We start from the raw sequence: 22859 nt of genomic DNA, 5'->3' as shown, positions 1-22859 counted from the left end.
GATTATTTTCTAATATGTCAGATTTACACGTCTATTTGACCCGCAATTTGCTGAATTTTAAGAATTACAAATTCCGCAGGTTTTAACGGAGCAAAGCCAACTACGATGTTTACAGCACCAAGATTGATATCGTTTTGAGTAGTGGTTTCAGAATCGCACTTTACAAAATAGGCATCTTTCTTTTGTCCTTGAAAAGCGCCTTGTCTAAACATGTTATGCATAAATGCCCCTACATTCAACCGAATTTGACCCCAAAGTGGCTCATCGTTAGGTTCAAACACCACCCACTTTAATCCCCTAAACAAACTTTCTTCAATATATAAAGCAGTTCGTCTAACTGGTAAATACTTCCATTCTGAGGCTAAAACATCAGCACCTTGCAAAGTACGCGCTCCCCAAACAACTTTTCCATAAACGGGAAATGATCGCAAGCAATTGATGCCCAGTTGGTTTAATTTTCCATTTTCTTGATCTGTTAAAGGAACGCTAAACCCACTGACGCCAGACAAGTTTGCTTCCGTGCCCGCAGGAGCTTTCCAAACCCCACGTTCGGTGTCCGTTCTTGCCAAAACACCTGCTACGGCACCACAAGGCACGAATTCCTCAATTTGGTTATTTTTCAATGGATTTGGTTTTAATAGCCTAGGAAAATACAACGCAGCATAATTGTCTTTGTCAAAATTACCCAACCCAGTTATGGCAGCCTGGATGTCTCCCCAACTTGGACAGTCAATTAATAAAACAGCCCGCCTTCTTTTGCAATAGGGCATCACATCATTATAGGTAGCAGCTTCAATGTCAGCAGTTTTTGAGTAGGGAGGAATACATAGAATATTAAATATATCGGTTTTTTCTAGAGCATATAAGCCAGTTTTATCTGTTTCTGAACCTTTCACTTCTGTAGATGATATATCGGCACCATCTCCACCCCCCGATAAGGATTGTTTAGTGATCACACCATCTCCATCAACCGAAGAAGCAGCTGGTCGAAGTATAGAAGTCGCACTTTCAGTCAACTTTCGCATTCCAATCAATTCAGATTTTTGCTTTAATACGTTTATGGCAAAAACTGGCGAATTTTCAACAATGGATAAATTTAAAAATGTCTCACTTTTACCATCCTTATCTTCTATAAACAAATTGAATAATTCATTATCCGGATCTGTTTTAGTCTTATAATCTATCCAAAAACATATACCATCTCCCCATACCCCACTAGATGACGCTTCAATTTTGAAGGCAGAGGTTGTATCGATACCATCTTCATCTGCAAAATCAAAAAATGATTTAGTTGCTTTTGTTACTGAATTTGTAACTCGAACGATTATGGCTTCGCCGCCACCATGCTGAAAAAAGTCGCGAACTGCAAAACTCATTGGACTATCATTTGATAATCCACCAAAAACACGTTCGTAATCACCATAATTGAAAATGGTGGTCGGTTCGTTTTCATGTCCTTTTGTTGCGCTTCCGATAAACGCGGCAATAGAAGTAGAAACACCGGAAATGGTTTTTACACCACTGGGCACCTCTTCTACATATACCCCAGGGTAAGATGTTTGTACTGGCATAATAAGAGATTTTAAATTAAGATTATAAAATGAAAAGTAACATACAATTAAGTAGTGGGAATAAGGCTTCGCCGCTTTGAATACCATTTAAAAAAGGCACCAAAATAAATGAGTAGAAGTTCTCACATATAATTTAAAAGTACGTTATTTTTTTAAATTCGACAAATGTTAATGCCTGATAATTAAATGCTTCCACCATTTTACACTGAATTAAAAAAAAATGTTTACATTTATATTATCTCCACAATACATAAGCATTGAGAATTTATTCTACGATGGTGCTTAGTGATTAATAGCAACTATTAAATTTTTTTGGCTATAAGTGTATCCAAAAAAAATCACTTAAATACTATATAAAATCATTAGTGTCCGATAAAAATAAATAATAAATTAACAAACTCATTTAAAGCAAGGGACATTAGAAGATTTCCGAAATGAGACCTTGCATTTTAGAAACTGTTTCTACCGAGAGGGAATGTGCTATTTTAATTTAAATGATCGTTGTTTGTCAGTTAGTTGCAAACAAGTCTTAATTCTTTATTCTAACAGCGCAGCGGTCTTGATTCTTTATCGGACAACAATGATATAAAATCTATACTATGCAATCTCTTAGTCTTCTTCATTGGCACGTACTCTATGTTAAACATCAGCATGAAAAAAAAGTAGAACAATTATTGCAAGAAAAAAATATAGAAGTCTTCTTGCCATTGATAAAATCTATCAAAGTGTGGAGTGATCGTAAGAAGCAAATATGGACTCCTCTTTTCCCAAGGTATATATTCGTTCACGCCCTCTCTCGAAAAGAATTTTATCATGCATTGTCTACAGAGGGGGTTATAAAATATCTAAAATTTGGTAACGAATATGCAGTCATAAGGGCTACTGAAATTTTTCACATAAAAGCATTATTAAACATTGAAAACATTTCGGAGATTAAGGTCGAAAACAACCTTCCTAGTAAAGGTCAAAAAATGAGAATCTCTTATGGACCCTTAAATGGTCTAGATTGCGAAGTCATTAAAGTCAATAATAAGCGTAAAATTATAGTTAGAATTGAATCTATCCGACATTATATCACAGCATATTTGCCGAGCATGTATTTGTCTCCCCAGAAATTTACGAAAAGCAGTGCAAATATATAGAATATCATACAGCTGATTTATGATAGTAACGTGAATCTATTCCAATCTTATCCATAGTTTATAAATAGTCGTGATTTAACCTTGCAATCGAGTTGTAATGCCGTTGATTTTTATTTTTAACAAATAATAAGTGGTCCTTAATAACTAGTGTTTGCATAGTTGCTAAATGTTCTCAATAACTTATGAACCTTTCAACTGTCGTACTTTCTTAATGAATAATATAGTTATGGGTTTGTTTCCCCAAAAGCTATGTTGCCTTCCAATCCTTATTTTTTCTTTTCCATATTTGGTCTTTGGCCAGTAATCCAAGCAATAGATAAGCCTCTGCACATAAATAAAGACTTCCTGTAGAAAATTAAGCTTCAACTATCTCTGGTTGATGACCATATAAACCATCAGTAAGCCATGCATTCCCATCAAAAAACTTCGTAACCCTGTCAATTAGCAGGAAAACCCTTTCTTTACCAACACAATATTATCATCTCGTTTGTTAAAAATTGGTAATTCAAAACAAGTCGGATTTCTAATGATTTTCTACAAAAATTATTTATCCTATAGCCTTACAGATAAATAATAAAAAGCTTTTTTGTGTGTGATTATTGTTTTAAATTGCTGTGTGCAAACGTCATAAGGCATTTTGACCTGCTTGCTCTTCCCCACTTAATTTAAAATACAACATTATGAAAGTATTTGCTCTACTGGTGGGGATAGATAAGTATTCGGGTAATCCACTCAATGAATGCGTTAATGATTCCAACAAATTAAAAGCGTATCTAAACTCTATAAAAGACAGATGTGAGGAGGTTTTAATAGAAACGCTCCATGATGATCAAGCAACCAAAACTGCCATTGTAGACAAAATAAAATCTCACCTTTATAAAGCAAAGGATGACGATGTAGCCTTCTTTTATTACAGTGGCCATGGCGCATTGGAGAGTACCGATGGTCTATTTCCCGAAGAACATGACGGCACTTTGGATTGTTTGGTACCTTATTCTCAAACCAATACCACATCATCAGATCTTCTTGCTAATAAGGAATTGCGCTATCTCTTCCACAACATGACTCATAATCCTCATCTGATTAGTGTAATTGACTCGTGTCATTCGGGCAATATTGTGAGATCCTATGTTGAAGAATCAAACAACGATAATGGTGCCATAAGACGGTTAAGTGGTGTTTTTGCACCCAGACCGTACAAAGAATTTTTATTTGCCGGCGACAAATCTGTTGAAATTCGAAATCATGGCAACTTAACTCTGGATATCCCCTACAAAAATAGTATCCATTTGGCGGCCTGCCTTTCGAGTGAATCGTCTTGGGAGGATAGTAAAGGAGGTGTTTTTACTAATTATTTGCTCCAACTTCTAAATGCCACTAATGGAAACCTCAGCTATTTAGATATTGCAAGATGGTCCAAAATGACCCTCTTAAAAATTACTTCTAAAAAACAAACACCCAAAGTCACCGTTCAGGGCGAAGGTAAACTTAGTCAAAATTCGTCTTGGTTAAATTTCAATCCGGAGGGTGTTAAATTAATGGATGGGCAGGTTAGTAATAATAAAAAACTGGGTTGGCTCTATAATAAAGGCATGTTGCTTGGTATCAAAGAAGGAGCAAAAATTATAGTAATACTAGATGGCGAGGAGATTGTGGGCAAAGTAAAAACAGTACATGCAGAATATGCAATACTCGAGCTACCTATGACCGCCATTAATAAAATGGATTTCAATAAAAGTTATCCGGCTAATACGCCATGGAGCACTTATGATCCCTTAGAGCTGTATATTAATAATGTAGATGATGATCAGGAAATTGCCGATGCCGTAGCAAAAGTTTTAAAACAATATGAGGGTGTTGAATTGGTGGCTAAAGAAGAAGCTCGATTTTTTGTAAATTGCTTTAATAATATGGTCTACTTTTCTATGCCAGAAACAGAATTCCAACCACTTTCCAAACAGATTGACTATGATTCTATCAAATTGGAAGCCGAACTGTCCAATCAACTTTTGTCATTTATAAAATGGAACCATTTTTATTCGCTTGAGAATCCGAGTATGGATTTCAAAATCTCGCCAATTAAAGTCGAAGCTAATATTGGAGATGGTGGTTGGAGCGATATTACCAATGGCATTCTAACCATCAATGCGGAAACCAGAGAAAAAGAAGACACCAATCTTTTCGGCACCTTTCAAATTAGAGTGCGGAATATAAGTCATGAAAAGCTGTTTATTGGAGTGCTGACTCTTAATTCAGATCTTTCAATTACTTCAAAACCTTTTGATGGGAATGTTATAGAGTTATCACCTAAAGGCACGCAAGGCGATAGTAAATTATTTTATGATCACAAAGAAAAAGACCCATCTATCGCGAAAGTCTATTTTGATCCTTATAAGGAAGTTTATAACTGGAGCGAAGAATGGTTTTATTATAAATTCATTATCAATAATTATGAAGATTTTTCCGCTTCTATACAAAACCACTCCTTTCTGCAACCTAGCTTATCGCCGCCATTAACCATTACTCATCCCTTAAGGAATGCCTTCGAAAATAAAGCTAAAGGAGAGGGATCATCAGAAGAACTTCAAGAAATCAGAAATAGATGGGGAACCTGCATTACACGTATTGAATTAAAAAATCCAACGTTTAACGTTATTACGGCTGGACTTAAAACATTTCTCGATGAATATTTAGAAAGCGAAGAGCTCGCGCCCTTCATCAAAGAACTTTATTTTGAGGATTTCTGGAACGGAAAAGAATTTGAAATCCAATTAAAACAAAATAAATTTCAATCAGCAGAAAAAGCCACAGATAGTTGGGTTGTAAAACAGCTCAATAAGATATATAATACCATTAGAAGAAGGCGATTTAGAAAACAGCGAATATCCGGAGGTAATATTGTAGTTGCGGAGGGAGATTCATGGTTTTTATATCCGAGACCAGGTGTAAAGGATACTTTGGATTATATCATGAATGAATACGCTGTGTTCAGTCTGGCTGATGCTGGCGACGATGTGGCCGATTACATCAAGAACAATGAACTCATTACTAAAGTTGGAGAGATAAAACCTGATTTTGTATTAATTAGTGGTGGTGGGAATGATGTTTTGGGTTCAGAGATACGAAGCATGCTTCGTAAAAACGTCAGTAATGTTCAGTCTGTCAAAGACTATATTAAAGAAGACATTTTGGATGCAAAAATGAATTTTTTGGATGAAAGTTACCGCCTGTTTTTTTCAAAAATTAAATTGCTAGTGCCCAATGTGAAAATTTTCATACATGGTTATGATTACATTCCGGGCGATCGGGATAAGAAAATTATTGAAAAGGGATGGGCCAATAAATATATGATCGGAGCGGGTATTGATAATCCTATAGAGAGAGATCGTGTCATTCATTTTCTAGTGGACCGATTTAATGATATATTAAAAGCGTACGAGGAGGAATTTAACTTTGTTGGATATGTCAACAACCGAAAAACAGTAGCCTACCATGAATGGATGGATGAAATCCATCCCAACAATATTGGTTATGGTAAGGTTGCTGGGAATTTTCTAAAAAAAATGAAAGAATTCTCAAGTATTAATTAGTCATAAAATACATAAATCATGGGACGAATTTGCAAAAACGACATTACTGATCACATCAGGGATCATTTTGGTGCTAACCCTTTAAAAGCTCCTGAAGCTAGGATCCAACCGCTTTGTATGCTGGAAGTTGACCGAAGTAAACCATCCTATTTAGGAGAATTCAAATATTTGGTAAAAAATGGCTTTCCACACGATGTTCCCATACAAGAAGAGCCAGTAGCATCTGTTTCAGATAAACAATCTAAAATAACAGATTTTGAAACTGGATTTCAAATTTTAAGTGGTTTTCTTAAAGTATTGGGGGTAGATCCAGCTTCAGTAGGTGCCGCTTTTAAGAAATCAAAGAAGATGGCATTCTCCTTTCAAAACGTTCGGCGAAGATATATTGACCCACTTCAATTTGGGATGATTCTTTCTCAAAATAATGTACTAGGAGATCCTGATAATTTCATTCTAAGTAAAGCGATTAAAGATAAAAAGGTACAATTGGGCCTTATTACTGACGTCATGGTATCCAATAATTTTTCGATAAGTACATTTTCAGAATCCGAAATTGGTGTCAATGTTGAAGTTCCATTAATTCAAGAAGCTATTTCTGGTCTCAACATCAATGTGAAAGTGAACAAAACTGCCGAAAATGTTGTTGCCTTTGAGGCCCCTTATGATTTGAGCTTTGCATTCAGTGCTCTGGAACTGATTATTGATCCACAAACGGGCAAGTTCTCACGCGGCAATTGATGAAAAATTTAAAATCTGCCAGAGGTGAGCAAAAAAGTTTTGAAAACCTCACTAAAGATGACATGCATTTACTCGAGAGATTAGAGATCGATAACAATAGAGAATATCCCTTATTAATTGAATTATAAAAATGAAAAAGCTCATTGTTTTATATAACGGTTCGCAAGACAATGCTGAAATAAATAACAGTGATTATAAACAATTTTATAAAGTAATTCTTAATAAAAATAATACGGGTACTGGTGTTGACATTGATGTCCAATTTTGTCCTAACAAGGATGTGTTATTCGACTATTTACAGAAACTAACTAAACATAAAAATAGACATGATTTATACCTGCATTTCAGTAGCCATGGCACAGTTCAAGGAATTCCTTATGTGGATTGGATTATTAAAAATGATGAACTGGCAAAATTACTGGAACACGAGTCAATCAAATTTTGTTTTTTCTCGTCATGTCGTTCGGCAGATTTAGTACAATTGGTCAACAAACACAATATTCCTATTGTCATTGGAACTAAAGAACATAACGACATTGGCAATGATTGGGCAATAAACTTTCAAGTTGAATTTTACCAGCGTCTTTTGGAAAATAGCTTAACTTTTTCACTGGCATTTGCACAGGCATTGATTGCCGTTTCTGAACGCGGATCATCTGATAATTCCATTACATTATCTCGAGGAGAGGGCGCCAAAAGCGAGGTGGAAGAATCTCAAATCAACAAACTGCAAATTGTTTTTTTAAAAGAAAGATTCAAGCAACATTATTTGGCACCTCCCAATTTCTTAAAAAAAATGGAAGATATAGACAACAATAGACCGGTCGTGCTCACTTGGTTTAATGACACTAATTATATTAAAAAGTTTAAAGAAGACTTTGTAGCCAATGATCTTAATGAAAGATTAGAACTCATTGTTATTCCTGAAAATGAAATTGAACTCCTAAACCAAGATAAAATGGCGTTTATGATGCATGAACCCATTTTATTGCTGATTATCACTGACCAAGACAATAAAATGCCAGAGGCAATTAAAGAACATTTGCAGGAAATTAATTGGGAAATAACTCATTATCGAGTTTTAATTTGTGCTCAGGATAATATCGATTTGAATAAAGTCATTAACAATCCAGAGATATTATCTGAAATAAATAAAAACACGAAGATTTACAAGTTCAAGGCTAAACCATCTGAATTGTTAGAGAATAATCCACTTTTGGCAAATAATAAATTCTTATCAGAACTTCTACCAAATGACTTAGACTACTATTTAAGAACTCAAATCACATTAGATTTTGAGGTTCCGTCAAAGAACTTTTTATACTCCGATTTCGCTCAATATAACGACAAATATCTTAGGATATATACGGGTCGATTTTTCAATGAAAACCTGATCAATTTTATCATTAACAATATTAAAAAGAAATTCTCCTATAAAAGACCTGTGATAGTTGTGGATAGCTTTTATAGCGATCCAGATGAAATGTTTAACTCTACACTTTTAAAGGAAATTGAGCACACATATGGCATTAACGAACAAGGTTTAAGAGGTAAATTTATGAGTCTCTTGGACGAGGAAGCTATTTTTATTTTTAAAAACCGAAATATTCCTTTACAAAAATGGACAGAAATCTGTAAAAACTTTTTATTGGAAATTGAAAAGATTATTGAATTTAAAGAAAGCCCAGATGTAGAAATAAAACCTGCCTATTTTTTCTTTTTACAGGAGGACAATGGATTTCAATTGAACCCCCGTCTAAATCGGGCATATATTAAAAATTTTGAAAATCCTGAACCCGTTAACGCTGAGTCCATTAAAAGATGGTGCGATAGGCACAATTTAGAAAATAGCACGTATGAAATTGAACAAAGTGTGAAGCGCATTGCAAACTCAATAAATCTAGATCAATATATAACGTGCTGTCCGTCGTCAGTAATAGAATTTGTATGCAACACCTATAACATCTCACCAAAAAAAATTATCCGAATTTAACTGATACGTATGAAGACACTTGAACTTCTTGACTTAAATGGCGTACTTGAGATAGAAATTCCTAGAATTAATATCAAAGAGTATGATATTACCTATGACTTTGAGCACCGAAAATTAAATTATAATGAACTCGAAGGCAAATCCAAACCTGTCAGCGCCTATATGTTAAGCAGAGAATTGGCTATTGCGGTCAATGCTGCCATAGTTACGGGACGGCCACTTTTAATAAAGGGAGAACCAGGATCGGGAAAAACCAAACTTGCTCAAGCCTTAGCATCCTATTTTTATAAAGAAGAAGCCAATAAATATTATTTTGAATGGCATATCAAGTCAAAAAGTAAAGCTAAAGATGGCGGGTATATTTTTGATCATGTGGGCAGAATGCGTGATGCTACCATTTCTTCTTCAGATATACAAGCAAGTAAAAGAGCATCAAATCCGGACAATTACATAACGCTTGAAGCATTGGGCAAAGCCTTTACCGCGGGTTCCCAAATGGGAAAAAAAACCATATTGCTAATTGATGAAATTGATAAGGGTGATATTGATTTTCCAAATGACCTCTTGCTGGAATTGGATGAAATGCGCTTTAAAATCAATGAAAAAAATGACACCTATATCCAAGCACCACGAGAATTAATTCCATTAATTTTTATAACCAGCAATAATGAAAGAGAACTACCGCCGGCATTCTTAAGGCGTTGTTTGTATTATTATATCCCGAGTTTTAATAAAGAATTTTTAAATAAAATTGCCCTAGTCAAAATGGAAGAGTTTTACAGTGATTTGGGTGAACATGAATTCATCGAACTTTCAAAAGATCAACTAGCCTTATTCGTGGACAAGTATGTTGCCTTAAAAAAAGAAGAAACCGGTAGTAAACCACCTTCCGTAAGTGAAATGTTAGATTGGCTAAAAATTCTGGTCTTCAGAGTGATGCATCACGGTGATAAGTTCGAACACTTAGTTGATGATGCACAGCTTCAAAAAATTGCCCTAAAATTAAATTCATGACATGGATAAAATGGTCGCACCTTTATGGGGATTTTTCGAATTTATAAAAAATAAGTTCAGCCCTCCTTTGGCTATCGATCAATATTTTTATCTAATCGAAGCCATTCATAAAATCCCTCTTGTGAATACTTCCAAAAGTAGTGGCGAAAAAAAACATCTATTAGAGGGACGCAGCAGTTTATTGAATTTTACTAAAATATTTTGGCTCAACAATCCTCAATACGAGCTAGAATATGATCGCTATTTTAATCTGTTTTTTGATAAAGAAGTGCTGTTTGAGAAAGTGTTACCCAACGAAAAGGAAAACACGCCAGAAGTTTTACATAATCAAGATGCTACCCAGGTTTCCAATTCTCCAGATAAAGACCTAATAAACGAAAAGAAGCCTGAAAACATATTAGAAGACACTAGGAAAGAGGAAGGTATGATCGATTTTGAATTGGTACTCCGGGATATCAAAAAAGAAAACGCAGACGACGATGTTGAATTCACCCGACCAAACCATAAATTTATGTTAGCGGATAAAGCAATCATGCCATTTGAGGTCCGAAACTTTGCACAACGTCTCAGAAGAAAAGTGGAAACCACGGAACAAGTTATATCCGACCGATTAGATATTCCAGAAATGGTCATAGAGTACATTCAAAAAGGATTTATTATAGATCTTACTTATGAATTTGATGATGCCAGTTACTCCAACGTGGTCTTATTGGCAGATCGTAATGGGTCTATGTTGGCCTATGAATTTATTGAAGATAATTTTAAAGAAAGCTTACGGCAAATTCCACATTGTCATGTGGAGCACTATGTTTTTAATAATTTGCCAGAATATATTGACGGGAAATATCAATTTAAAACCGCTGGAAGTTTTAAAAATGAGCTTTCTAAAAATCCCCAATGGAATAGCAAAACTTGGTTTTTTGTTTTAAGTGATGCTGGAGGTCATTCAGGAATTGTAAATAAGGACCGAATGACCGCAACCGTGAGATTATGGAAATATCTTAAAAGTTTTTCAGACTTTGTGCATTGGATCAATCCAATTCCTTTTGAGTATTTAAATGATTGTACCGCTAAGCGACTTCAAATGATGATTCCCATGAGTCATCCCGACGATATAAGTTTGCATAAAATCATTCATGAAGCAAAACCTACAATATAAACCATGATCGCTCAAGGCATGCCACATATAGATCATAAGCGCCAATCGCGATTGGAAAATTTCTCATGCTATGGCGCCATTCTCCCTTGGTTCAATATTGACATTCTCCATAAACTATACCTCAATATTTTTGAGAAATTTGAACCTGAAGAGGAAACCAACAAATACAAGCTGAGAGCTATTACATGTGCTGATTTACTGCAATCACCCGAAATTGAGCGTATAGGTTACAACTCGTTCATCATCCACCCAACCATCCAGGATAAATTGAGAAATAAAATGATGCACAAGGACAATGCAAATGAAATTCTTCAAGAAATTGGGAATTTTATGCTGTCCTACATCTGGGAATGTAAAAAACATTTTCCCAGTTTAAAACATCTTGAATCCTACAGGATAGAGGGGAATATTATTTTAAATCCCATTGCTGAGGCAGAGCGCGTTACACATAATATTGTTAATAGATTTAATAGGCTCAACAACATCAACGATCAAAAAAATGCCGTGGGTTACTATTTGAAAGTGCTTAACCATAATAATCTGACCGTCGAACAAAAAAAACTGGTTGAGTTTTTAAATATATATCAGCAGTTAGATCAAGATTCAAAACAAAATTTCAGCCCTCAAATTGAGAAACTTAAAGATTTTTTAAGTCAAGATCATAATTCCTCAGAAACGATCACCATAAAACTTCCCACGAATATCAAGAAAAAAATCCTTGATGGGATCAAGACAAATACATCTAAGACCCCTACCCTACATGCTTTGATTTTGGGCATTAATGACTATCCAAGTTATGATAATCTTCGCCTGCGGTCCGCAGTTAATGATTCTACTGCAATACGTGATTATTTAGAGGAGCATGTAGCTGAAGGTTATATTTGCAGAACCCATCTTCTTATCAATGAACATGCAAACTATAATAAAATTCAAGAATATTTTGACTACATTCTTTTCAAGGAGATTAAAGGTGGCGACTCTTTTGTTTTTTATTATTCTGGACAAGGTGGCTCTATTGATAATTTAAAAAATAATGACATCGCATCACATGTTGAACCTCAAAGTATAATTCAAAATATACAAGACAAAGCCTTAATATTAAGTGATTCTACAACGCTTTCTCTTTTGGAAGTTTTGAGGCAGATTAATAAATTCCCTAACGATTGTACTTATACGCTCCTCTTGGATACTGATTTTTCATATCATTTAGATAATTTGATTAGAGATGATTTTAAAGAAATAAACAATATTAAAAAAGCAACATCCGATTTAATCTCCAAAAATATAGTTGTCATAACTGCGGCCAAGGATACGCAATGGGCATTAGAAGACACTGATCATGGATATTTCACAAAATTCCTTTTTAAAGTGCTCTATCTATCTGAACAAAATATCACTAACCAACATTTAATAAGTGCCATAAATATTTACATGGATTCTCTTAATTCTAGTCAAAGAACTACGTTATCTGTGTTTGGAAAATCATCAGTAAACGATAATTTCCTCAACGGATTTATAGCTAGCCCATTTGCGGCCTGTGTTAAACTAATTCAAAATAATATAGATAAAAAAGAAACCACACTAACATTAAATGGCATGGGTTTGACCTTTTTACCAGAGGTGATTTTCGATTTAAAACATTTAAAAATTCTTGATATTTCAGATAACTCCATTCAACATCTACCCGAAAAAATAGGCAGATTAATTAATTTGGAGGAACTTCACTTATCTGGCAATCCTATAGATCCCAATGAGTTAAATATTGACAAACTTAGCAATCTTAAAGTTTTGAAATTGAGAAACTGCAATCTAAATTATTTTCCAAAGTTGGTTTTAGGACTACCTAACTTACAAGAATTAGATCTTGCTAATAATGCCATTAAATTTATTCCAAATCAACTGCGAAACCTTCCTAATTTAGAGAAGCTAGATTTGACCGGAAACGCAGTTCTAAACTTCGATATCACTAATCTTGGCAATGACCTTGTGACGTATTTAAAAGAATTTCCTGAGGTAGACAATTCCAATAATAACATACCTATAGTTATGCTTATTGCTCTGGATTATGAAAGCAAACTCCCAAATATATTACCTGAAATAGAAGAGGTTTCAAGAATTTGCCAACAATCAGGTCTTGAAGTTATTCAATTAACTAATCCCAAAGCTGCGGAATTAAACAGAAGTATTTATAGTAACCAAAATCGTTTGGCAATTCTACATTTTGCGAGTTATGAGATGGATGTTCTTACAGATTCAGAAAATAAGCTTCAACACATGAAACCTGATGATTGGATCGAATTTTTTAAATGCATTAAAATTGAAAGATTTGACACCCCTTTGCTATTTGTGAATTGTTGCTACGGAGAAGAAATAATTAATGTATTATTAAAAGATACGTTTAAGCTAGGAATAGGAATAAAAGACAGAATTGATGATTGGACGGCTTATACTTTCGCAACACAATTTTATACGGCACTCGCGATTGATAAAAAAACTATTGCAGAAGCAATGTCTTATGCTCAATAACTTTTAAAATATAGATCATGAATCGACAACAAACATTTTATTTTATCTATACCGCACAGGATATGGATAAAGAGCGGTTGCAGAATTGGAAGATTCCGAGAATTGAGGAGGATAGACGTATTAACAAAAAAGAATTGATCAAAATTATAACTACAGAATTAGAAAAGGGAAATTTTACCGGTGCCATTGATATCATCAAAAAATCTTTTAATCAGTTAAATATGGTATTACCCGAAGAGATAAACTATTCTGAGTTTGGCAACATATCAAAAACTGGAGCACATCAAGAAAATCAACTTATATCAGCAGTTCTATCTTCAATGGAAATGTTTCCTGAAGATGGTACTTTTATCGATGAGACAAAAATCTAAATGATTTCATAAACGATCATCTTAATTAAAAAAGTTATTCAGCTTAACCGCGGCATCATCTTCCGGTCACAATGAAACTATCAAATCTTCATCTATAAACACCTCATCATCAACTAAGCCAATCGTTTTTAAAAAATCATTAGAAAACAATGTCGCCATTGCCTCCCCCAACAAGGCTTTTCTACAGGCTTTCCATTCATTAATTTTAGTTTCATTGTACATCGTTTCTAATAATCCTGGAAACGCCCAATCACTATTTTTACCCCAATGCAATGTGAACGGTATATTATTTTGTTTTAAGACTTCAATAATTCTTTTGGAATATTCAGTGAGACTCATAATTTTTCTGGTCTTTTCCCATAATACACCATCTATTTCTAACATGCAAGTGACGGGAAACTTCGTAAATGCCAATGTGGCCTTAGATTGTTTTACAAAACGCATAGCAAATATGCCAGGAATGGGTCCTTCGGATGTGGTTAAATCTGCAAGCAGTTTCAAAGCTTTTGAAGCATTTATATGATCAACACCAACAGAACACGCAAAGGCAGGTCCTTGATATGGTGCATCCCAAAATATTTCAGGCAAGGTGCCAATCAACTCTTCATCGACTTTTGGCAAAATTGATTTTTTCAGCTGATTTACCAACCAAGGGATACTTTTTGGAAAATTTTCTGCCATTTTAGTAAATAAATGAATGAGATCGCGATACAAAGATTGCTTGATTATTGGAAACGGATCGTCATAATTAGAAACATAGGGCTTTTTGTACATCAACTCTACCACGTATTCCGCTTCATTATTATATGGATTGATAAAGACTTTAAAATGGTATGGGATATTCCCAAAATCTTGGGCATCTGTTTCCTCTGGGATTTTGAATGACGAGTTTTTAAAGTCTAAAGTATCTGACAGCTTTAGTGCGATTTTTTTATCAATTTTCTTAACATAACGTTTTAAGAGAAAGCGTGGTTCGGCTTCTATAACGACGCCATGAATAAATCCGAAGGAACCCAACCCAACTAAGGCTGCATTAAATAATTTATCATTTCTTATGATTCTATCGCATATTTTCGAGGCAAAATTATCAGTCAGGGCTGGTACCGTATGTCGTTCTAAATAAACAATGTCATTTGGATTAGGTCCAATAATTAAATTAATGCCAACCACATAATCTTGCACGGCCCCCACATTAAATGCTGATCCGTGAACTCCGGTGGAGATGCAACCCGCTATAGTCTGTCCGTTACTTGCTCCTGTGGTTTTTAGTGATTTGCCATGGGCAGAAAGAACTTCAGACATCCGCTTGATGGTCGTACCACATTCAAATAAAAACAAATTTGAAGCATCAAAATTTGTGTTGGGATGCAAATCGTCCAAAGCGATCGGTATATGAATATTCATAAATCCATTATAATGCATTCTATCACGTTGATGCGCAATATCATTCATAGACCAAGCAGAACCATAGGCTCTAAATCCATATCCGGCCTCATGGGTTTCTTTTATCAGTCGTTGTATTTCTTTGGCAACATCATTGTAGCGCTCTAGTTTTATAGGCATATTACCATCGCCTTCCAACTCTGTGATATAAAGTGTTTTCAACGGAAAGGGTCCATTTCTATGTAAAGTATTCCATTCCTTAAGATGATGTGTTTTGGTAGTTGCCATATTTTAATTGGTTGAATTCATACATACATATTTTATTTTCATCTTCCGATTTCTGCCGAAGGTAACCATACTTAAAAGTGAGCCTCCAAAGGTGTTTTTAAACTCAATGGTATGTAGTTTTCCAGACTTACATTTGTCAGTTTCCTTAATGAGATATGTAAAATCTTTAGAAGTCAGATTTATTTTAATAACCGTGTCCAGTTCCACAACTTCCATCCCGCGATAATAATCATCCCTAGACATCAATGGATCTGGTTGCATCGTACCATTGACACTTCTGAGCCTTACCGTATAACACGATGTGAAAATAAAACATGATGCGATTAGCCCTAATCTTACAAGAATTGAATTCATAGTATCTGATTTTTATGTTATTTGAAAGATTAAATTTACTATACAGATTGCAGTTTATTCAATGTATTCAGTGCATATTGCCCACCAAAACTTGCCGATAAATTCAGAGATTCTTCGCGTCCCAAGGTGTAATAAATGTGGTTAATTCCCTGTGGCGCATAGCATAATATTAAATCGGTCAACACATTATAGGCGCCTTTAGTTTTTTTATTGGATTCCGTAAGTCCACTATAACTCGAAGATGCAAAATTAGAGCAATCTTGTAATTCGTTTTTATGATTTAGATAACTTTTACCCGCAATCACCTGACAACCTGCTGAAAAATTGGTGGTACCAATCCCAGACCAATGAATATTAATAGATGGATTTACACTAAGCTCTTGCAATGTACCGTAACTGTTTTTTACAAGAATATCGTTATCGGTATATGCATTATCACCATCCCAATCTCTCACCACTATCACGCCATTAGGATTGGCAGGTTTTAAAGCTCTGTAAATTTTATTTTCTTCAGAAATTTTATGCCACCCAAACCGATAAAGATGTTGCCCCTCAATTAGAAAAGGTTCATCACCCCTATTCGCCATGGCTACGCTTGCATCTGTAGATCCCCAAAACGTAAATACCATGCCATTAATAAGCAAAACAAACAAATCATCATTGTCTCTTTTAACTGTACTTTGGGTTTGTTTTCTTCTGATTCCTATGAGATGGATCTGATCCTTATGAAACTCCCACTCCGATGGTTTCTTGGAAGAATAAGTATTTGTTAAACTATTTAAAAGTTTTAAAATTGGTCCAGGGTTAGCGGTGTAATAATGCTTTGCCTGATCCAGTAAACTCATCCATTCCTTATAACGATCAGAAGGATTATTACTCGTAACGCTTCCCCATTCTGAAACTTTATTTTCAGCTCTCCATCGTTCTACGTGGCTCAGTGTAATGCTACCGACAATACCGTCTGGTACCATATCAATAACGCCTTCCATGGTCCTGATATATTCTTGAAATAATCTTACCGCTGCTTGGGTAACATAGCCAAAAACGCCATCAAAAACACATCGTGGCATGAAACCAGCTTTAAACAAAAACTGTTGGAGCCTTAAAACATCCGTCCCCGGACCCTCTCTAAATGATCGCCACTGCGTTCTATCATCATCTCTAAAGGACACTTTGCCCACTAGCAAACCATCCATATGATAAGGTTTAAGAAAATCTTCTCGAATAGTTGGGATTTTCCCTGCATCGCAATGCCCTAAATTTAATACGGCCATGTTATACTATTTTAGTGAGTTAAAATATTCTGCAATTCTGCTTTTATAGAATTTAACACAGTAACGATATGTTTTTCCTTGGCATAATTCAACAAGAAATCAATTTGTAAAATTTCTATTTTTACATACCTTGGGCTATATATTTGCTGGTAAATTTCCTTATACCATCCAAGAATGGCTTGTTCCTGGTTTGCTTTGCTATTATTTGAAATTAAAAGTATGGCATAACTGATCTCGGTCATTCCTATTAACACGGACATATCCAAATCTGCCTTATCAAAATCATCCAATTCTTGAAGATATGCTGTTAAAAACTTAGGTAAATCGGTGACTTTATCAAAAAGCTTGTTGGTTTTTAGGCGTTTAATTAGTTTTACACTTCCTAAAGTTTCAAGAATATGACCAATGAACAACATATTGGATAGCGCATCTAAATACTGGCCGCTGTATTTATCTGTGGCTGTTTCCATCGCTTCATTGTAATATTTATAGGCGATTTTTAAATGTTCAATTTCCTTTTTCTGGTCCAAATATTTTGCGGATAACTTATATGCGTTTCCAACAATATTTAATCTACTAGCATTTCTACCAGCAAGTGTTAACAAACTTATTTCAGTTAGATATTCTGAAATAGTAAGGGCTACGGCAGTTGGTTTAGCTGACAATAATGCTGTCGCGATCAAACCCTCTAATCGATAGGCTTGGATTGAACAATATTGTTCCAAGGCTTTTATGGAATAGTTGCCGTTATCAAATTTAAAAAGACCTTTGTACTTTTGGTATGCCATATCCACATGTCCCATTTCGTCATAAATAAGTGCTTCTTTTTCGAGCACCATGGCATCCAATAAATTCGACGCTTCCGCCTTGTCAATATAGGCATCAAGCTTAGTAAATGCAGATTTCTCATCCTCTTTTTTATCGCGAATGGAAATTAATAAATTGTCCAAATCGGTATGTACCTGAGAGGCCACGACGTATTCCTGGTGGTCTTCATCTTTTTCTTGTCGATCACTGAATTTATAAAATTGGTTTCCATAACATTGGTAAGCTCCCCATGTATTGGTATGCTGAAATTGCTGATAGCATTTAAATCTGGCCGCTTGCACCGCGCTGCCAAAATCATAACCTTGTAACATCCGTTCGTAGAATGTCTGAGAAAAGGCCATGGCCGCCGCATCATCTACCGCCCAACCTGCAATGACAATTGCCTTAACACCCATTTCAATAAGTTGCGTTCCAATATTCGCTGCCAACCGGTATCTATTTTGACTATAAATATCATCTTTGGCATTGACCACACCAGAAAAACAACAATTGATAAAAACGAATTTTGGCACATATCCCATTTGGTTAATCATTGCCGGATCAATGCAAATGTCACTTCCGATGGCAATTCCTATATTATTGTTTTTAGGATCGTAAATGCCATGTCCTGCAAAATGCATAATCATATAATGCTTGCTGAATAATTCCATCATGATGCTTTTTGCGTTGGAATTTATTAGGACATTCACATTATAACCCTCTTTCAATAATTTGCCTGCGACCATCTCAGCTTCTACCTTGGCCGCTGGAAGTTGCGATAAACCCTCCTGATTATATATAGGGTCGCCCACAACTAATACATCTTTATTATAAAATCCTAACTGATTAAACCGTGTGGATTCCTCAGAAATCAACTGTCGAATAAAACTCGATGTTACTGAAGCAGGAATTTCTGTGGTGCGGCAATCATGCAACAATTCCCAAGGAATTTGAGCTGCATATTTATCCAATTTCAAAATTAAATTATTCTGATTTCGGAACGTATTTTTAAAATCGTTGGGTATCAACATTTCAAAGAGCGCTTTGGACAAACGTTCGTCCCAGCGTGAAGATGTGGACATCTCTCCCAACAAATGATCGATTTTATTTAATCCTATGCCCACCATTTCTTGTTCTACCCTAGCCAAACCATTAGAGGCGTAATAGGTAAATCCACTTATGTTCTCCTGTTCAGATGCAGATCCGTTAATTAGCTTTACACTACCAATATGAAGATTAAACCACCAGTTGTTAGCGTAACTTTCAAATGTATTTTTCTTCTTAGCTCCCGGCCGTCTTAATATGCCTTTAGTGTAGGTAAAAGCAATTCTATTGTCGGTTTTAAATAATCTTGTTAAGCTGAAATAAGTCTCACTTGCAATAGACTCATAATAGTTAACCATCTCTAAATCTTTTATAGGTTTTAGACCTTCCCCCATCGCTTTTATTTGCTTATTCGCCATGGCCACCCCAAGTAAGATCCCCTTAATGGAATCTTCGATTGGAAGCTTTCCGTAGCCAGTGCCCATCAATACAAATGATATTCCAGTCGCATACCCTTTAGCTTCGGGTAAGGTATAATTGTCACGAATAAACATGGCATATTTTAACACTGCTTGTCTCACGGTTTTAGACAAGACATATGGCGTTAACGCATCGGTATCCCCCAATCCGCAAACAATGGCCCCTTTAGGTTGGGTTTTAAGATTGAAAAACACCTCACTCTCTCCAATTTTTCCTGGATAATTACCAATACTAAACCTTTGAGATAAACGATTATCTAAATAATTATCCAGAGCTTTTTCAGAACTCAAAATAAGATCCGTAAAGAAATGTCCTACCATAACTGGATATGCAGACATTTTTAAATCGCCATGAATAACTTTGACATTAAATAATTCAGCTTCGGGTTCTATGTTTTTATGAATTCCAAAAATAGCATCAACTACAGCTTTAGAATCATAAAGTGGTTCCGGCGCTTCAAATACTTCTGAAATAACTTCCCCACTACGGGAAGCTGGTTGCTGCGTGCTCAGCCTATTGGTGTGACCAGTTTCAAGTATATCTGTAATACCATTAAAGATATACACCTCATTAGCTAAATCTCCATGAGAGGTGTGGGTATAGTAAAGATTGGGCGAATTTAGCAATTGTTTTGGAATGCCACTTTTCCAGGTGACACTACCATCTCCGAAGGAGGTCGCTTTATAAACTAATTTTTCACTCTTGGACAGGAAGCGGTTCTTAAAGGTGTAATCAAAAACTGTCTGCTCGGATTGTCCGCAAATATAATAGATGTTTCTAAAATCATCGTTGTTCAAATCCTTATCTAAAAATTTCATTACAGCATCTCTGTAAGCTTTAAAGTCTTGTAAAGGTTTTTCATTTTCCTTCGGATCTGGCAAATCCTCAAGGTTTGCTTTGTTTTTCACAGAATCCCAAAAGCTTTGTGCCCAAAACGCTCTATTAACCGCATCGGGTTCTATGGGCATTAACTCAAATACCCCTGGATAATTCCAAAAAACTTCTAATAATTTTCTACGGCTATGCTTAAAATCGATGAAGGCTAATTGTTTTACCCTTTTGCTATGTCCTGTCAATACTTCCATAATCAGGTACGATCCAAGCCATGGCGTACCCAGCATTATGAATTTATTCTGTACGTTTTCCTTAAACTTTGACCACGTTTCGGGATAATCAATCATACATTGTCTTACCACCAATCCACCCATAGAATGGGCGATAATATGAATTTTGGTGCTATTGTTTTTAAGGTAATCCTCTAATTGAGTTTTTAATTGCGCACCAGCTTCATGAACAGACTTCCGCCAATCAAATTGAAATGTAAGCACGTCATATTTTTCAGATAAATGATCGGCTAGATCGTAATAATAATTCTTTATAATGCCACTGGCCGTCACCTTTTCTTCATTAATACTCAATTTATTAACAATGGCACCCCGATTTAATTCTGGCATATTCACCCATTGTTCCTCATTATTATTAGCAAGGGTTGAACCCATAATACCTGGAACAATAATGACGATATCCTTAGAAATGGATTTTGGTGTTTTTTTGAAACCCACCATAGATAATGGCTCGAGTAGAATACCACGCTCACCTTCGGCATAAACGTGCTTTACAAATAAAGTGGAGGGCGTAGTTTCATTTGCCTTTAAAGCTTCTACAATGGCCAAACTTGAATTATCGGCAGAAAAATAATTAAAGTGATTGATAGTACTGCCTTTGGCCAGAAACTTATAAATACCATCCCTTCTTTTTACACCATGCTCCATACGTTTGGTATCCACTACCAAATCATTTTCAGATTGGTAAAAAAGATTAGCAAGAATTACTTTTAAGGAACTGAAATTAAGACCTCCTGCATCTGCATCACCAGCAATATTGTAAAGGTCACTCACCACGGTAGTTTCTGATGAATTCATCATCTTTTGAAAAAGTGACTCTGGCATCATGGCATTTAATCCTGGCAAGACTAAGGGATTTTCCTTCTGGCTTACCAGCTCCAATAAAAACGCTTTTACAGAATGATAAATAGGATTACCGGCACCAAAGGCCAATACAACCGCGTTTAAAAACAAATTGAAAAAATGGTCAACCCGACGCGATAAAATAGTGGTGCCACTTGCCGGTGATGCGACGCGAACTACTTTATTAATGGTGATGCGCTTGATCCTTGCAATCTCATTTATCAGATTAAGTAATTGTAGATTCTTCTCTTCATTTTCATCCGAACTTAAAATCCCGATTTCGGTTGAACTAAAGCCTACAATGGTATTTCTATGATCACATTTCGCTAAAATATCCGCGATGAGACCACCTCGTGAGTGGCTTATTATGTCTATACTGCATCCTTTCGGGCAATCATTTAAAAAATCCAGTGCATTTTGAAGAGGATTTAGAGACAGTGTATAATGCTCTAACGCAAGAATACGGTCATCATAAATGTCAATGATTTTGTCCCAAGCATCATTATGGTCATATAGTTTATTAAAAGCATCAACGGTTGTTGACAAAGTGCCGTGCAACAGCAATAAAAAAGGTTTTGAATTTGAAAAGTTTTTGGAGTATTCAATTCTATTGAATTTAGAATCTATTTGATATAAGCCAGGATGTGATTGTACTCTTTTATCGTAGGCATCGGCCAATTCTCTAATACCTATTTTGGCCACTTCTTTAGGTTTAAAAACACTAAAAACTTTAACCACCGCACGTTTTAAGAAACCACGACTGGCATCTTCTGATGTAATTTGAATATCAAAAATATAATCGCCGTTTGAAAGCGATCGTTTGGTCCTTACGTCCTTATCGTAAATAGCTTGCACATCTTCTGGATGACCTATCCACTCCGTATCGTCAGTAAATTGCAAAGCCACGATATCGTGTTCATCAAAATTCACCAAATTAATCTGATTTTGCGATCGTGTTGCTGATACTTCTATGTAATATTTTAGTTCAAATTTCTGGTTGAGAGTTTTTGGAACAATATAATCTATGCCCTCCACTTCACGCTTTACCCCTACTATTTTTGCCTTTTTGCTCATAGTTAATTTTTATCAAAGTATTGGTTTTCCAAGAATATTTTATGGCTGATGGGTCCCGAAAGCGCATTAGAAACATGAATCTTA

Annotated in this window: 13 protein-coding genes; 8 read left to right on the top strand and 5 right to left on the bottom strand. The window is 35.4% G+C overall.

From position 1 onward, the window contains the following. Positions 1-23: 23 nt before the first annotated feature. On the bottom strand, positions 24-1571 hold the full coding sequence (locus ES711_RS10450) for a phage tail sheath family protein (RefSeq protein WP_146893239.1): 1548 nt from the start codon (positions 1569-1571) through the stop codon (positions 24-26). A gap of 599 nt (positions 1572-2170) precedes the next feature. On the opposite strand from ES711_RS10450, the gene ES711_RS10445 reads away from it, so the two are divergent. From ES711_RS10445 to ES711_RS10410, 8 genes are all read left to right on the top strand, one after another. Next, complete coding sequence (locus ES711_RS10445) at positions 2171-2713, top strand: UpxY family transcription antiterminator (protein WP_146893238.1); 543 nt, start codon at positions 2171-2173, stop codon at positions 2711-2713. Positions 2714-3393: 680 nt separating this feature from the next. Beyond that, the gene (locus tag ES711_RS10440) at positions 3394-6303 is read left to right on the top strand and encodes a caspase family protein (RefSeq protein WP_146893237.1); all 2910 of its coding nucleotides are present in this window, start codon (positions 3394-3396) and stop codon (positions 6301-6303) included. 18 nt (positions 6304-6321) lie between these two features. Further along, positions 6322-7041: a gasdermin gene (locus ES711_RS10435; RefSeq protein WP_146893236.1), complete on the top strand. Its 720-nt coding sequence runs from the start codon at positions 6322-6324 to the stop codon at positions 7039-7041. Positions 7042-7171: 130 nt separating this feature from the next. Further along, on the top strand, positions 7172-9034 hold the full coding sequence (locus ES711_RS10430) for a hypothetical protein (RefSeq protein ID WP_146893235.1): 1863 nt from the start codon (positions 7172-7174) through the stop codon (positions 9032-9034). 9 nt (positions 9035-9043) lie between these two features. Continuing rightward, a complete protein-coding gene (locus ES711_RS10425; protein ID WP_146893234.1) occupies positions 9044-10048 on the top strand; it encodes an AAA family ATPase in 1005 nt (334 codons plus the stop codon). A 1-nt stretch (position 10049) separates the two neighbouring features. Then, positions 10050-11207: a hypothetical protein gene (locus tag ES711_RS10420; RefSeq protein WP_146893233.1), complete on the top strand. Its 1158-nt coding sequence runs from the start codon at positions 10050-10052 to the stop codon at positions 11205-11207. A gap of 3 nt (positions 11208-11210) precedes the next feature. Next, positions 11211-13733: a leucine-rich repeat domain-containing protein gene (locus ES711_RS10415; RefSeq protein WP_146893232.1), complete on the top strand. Its 2523-nt coding sequence runs from the start codon at positions 11211-11213 to the stop codon at positions 13731-13733. 17 nt (positions 13734-13750) lie between these two features. After that, positions 13751-14104 carry a hypothetical protein gene (locus ES711_RS10410; RefSeq protein WP_146893231.1) on the top strand — a complete coding sequence of 118 codons (354 nt, stop codon included), beginning with the start codon at positions 13751-13753 and terminating at the stop codon, positions 14102-14104. A 66-nt stretch (positions 14105-14170) separates the two neighbouring features. Here ES711_RS10410 and ES711_RS10405 read toward each other — a convergent pair whose 3' ends face one another. Genes ES711_RS10405 through ES711_RS10390 form a run of 4 tightly spaced genes read right to left on the bottom strand, consistent with a single transcriptional unit; the run spans position 14171 to position 22775 of the window. Beyond that, positions 14171-15775, bottom strand: a complete 1605-nt coding sequence (locus ES711_RS10405) for an FAD-binding protein (RefSeq protein WP_146893230.1) — start codon at positions 15773-15775, stop codon at positions 14171-14173. A 3-nt stretch (positions 15776-15778) separates the two neighbouring features. After that, the gene (locus ES711_RS10400) at positions 15779-16129 is read right to left on the bottom strand and encodes a hypothetical protein (protein ID WP_146893229.1); all 351 of its coding nucleotides are present in this window, start codon (positions 16127-16129) and stop codon (positions 15779-15781) included. 38 nt (positions 16130-16167) lie between these two features. Beyond that, complete coding sequence (locus ES711_RS10395) at positions 16168-17403, bottom strand: peptidoglycan-binding domain-containing protein (RefSeq protein WP_146893228.1); 1236 nt, start codon at positions 17401-17403, stop codon at positions 16168-16170. A gap of 11 nt (positions 17404-17414) precedes the next feature. Next, entirely contained in the window at positions 17415-22775 is a 5361-nt protein-coding gene (locus tag ES711_RS10390; protein ID WP_146893227.1) for a DUF7379 domain-containing protein, read from the bottom strand. Positions 22776-22859: the final 84 nt, after the last annotated feature.

It is taken from the genome of Gelidibacter salicanalis (assembly GCF_007997285.1).
Classification (GTDB): Bacteria; Bacteroidota; Bacteroidia; order Flavobacteriales; family Flavobacteriaceae; genus Gelidibacter; species Gelidibacter salicanalis.
The sequence above is the reverse complement of the archived record's forward strand: the minus strand, read 5'-3'. Positions and strand labels throughout refer to the sequence as shown.